Genomic DNA, 1,600 nt, shown 5'->3' on the forward strand with positions numbered 1-1,600 from the left:
TTCGGGTGAGCGGGGGCGTGTGTGGCGGTGCGGTTCGGGTGAGCGGGGGCGTGTGTGGCGGTGCGGTTCGGGTGAGCGGGGGCGTGTGTGGCGGTGCGGTTCGGGTGAGCGGGGGGCGTGTGTGGCGGTGCGGTTCGGGTGAGCGGGGGGCGTGTGTGGCGGTGCGGTTCGCGTGAGCGGGGGCGTGTGAGGCGGTGCGGTTCGCGTGAGCGGGGGCGTGTGAGGCGGTGCGGTTCGCGTGAGTGGGTGCGAGTGGCGGCGCGGTTCGCGTGAGCGGGTGCGTGAGGCGGTGCGGTTCGCGTGAGCGGGGGCGTGAGGCGGTGCGGATGGCGGGGTGTTGCGCCGGTGTCCTGCGCGCGCCGCCCCGAGGACGGCGGGGATGTGCGGCGTCGGCTGCGGTGATCCCTCCCTCCACAGGAGGGCCTCACGCCGGTTCTCCACGGATGTGACGATCCGTCGCTTCCGTGTCGGTGGTCGCTGATTGAATACACGTATGACGATGATCAGCGGGTCGACAGCAGCGGAGGCGGTGCTCAGCGAGGTGCGTGCTCGCGGCGACCGGGCCGCCGCGCTGGCCCGTTCGGCGTCCCCGCTGCTCCTGGCCGCGGCCGAGGAGCTGCACGCCGGGCACCGGGCCGCGCTCGAGCATCCGGGGTCGTTCGCCCGCGGCTCGGCGTCCCACGCGTCGAGCGACCTCGCCGAGCGATCGATCCGTGCGGAGTTCGCCGTCGCCCTCGGAGTCTCCGAGCGGGTCGCCTCCCGCGAGCTCGACCACGCGCGCCTCCTCGTCGAAGACCTGCCGGCCACCCGCGCCGCCCTCGCCGGGGCGCGCCTGCGGTGGGCGGCGGGCCAGGTCGTCTGCGCCGTCGCGGCCACCCTGCCCCCAGGCTCCCGCGCCGCGTTCGATACGCGGGCGGCCGAGCTCGCGGCCCGCACCACGCCGACCCAGCTGCGGCGCGCTCTGGCCCGACTGCGGGAGGAGCTCCACGAGCAGCCCCTCGCCGAGCGCCACCGACGTGCCCGCGAGGACCGCGCGGTCTGGCTGACCCCCGAGGTCGACGGCATGGCGACGCTCTGCGCCCTCCTCCCCGCCCCGGTCGCCGTGGGGGCGTACAGCCGCCTCGACCGGATCGCCCGGATCCTCCGCGACGCGGCGGAGGGGACGCCGCCGCTCGCCGCCGCGGGAGCGGGCTCCTGCGGAGCGGAGTCCAGCGGGACGACCGGAGCGGAGCCCGCCGGAACCACCGGGGCGGGCGCCGTCGATGCGATCTCCCGAGCGGGCGACGAGCGGACCCTCGCCCAGCTGAGAGCCGACGCTCTCGCCGACCTCCTCTGCGATGCGGACGTCATCGGCACGGTGCCCGACTCGGTCGGTGCCGATCGGCCCGTTCCGACCCTCGTCACCGGCGTGCGCGCCGAGGTGCGGGTCACCCTGTCGGCGAGCACCGCGTCCGGCGCCGACGACGCCTCCGCCGAGCTCGACGGCTACGGCCCGATCCCGGCGGACGTCGCCCGGAGCCTCGTCCCCGCGACCGTCACCCGCGTGCTGACCGAGCCCCGGACGGGCGCCGTCCTCTCGGTCGGGCGCACACGCCGACTG

General features: G+C 76.6%; 1 protein-coding gene. It reads left to right on the forward strand.

The window, feature by feature from the left end; genetic code table 11:
• Positions 1-493: 493 nt before the first annotated feature.
• Positions 494-1,600 (forward strand): DUF222 domain-containing protein (locus C5C33_RS18070; protein WP_104261790.1); only part of this gene is annotated, 1,107 nt, incomplete at its 3' end.

The sequence above is a fragment of the Rathayibacter sp. AY1H3 genome, from assembly GCF_002932015.1.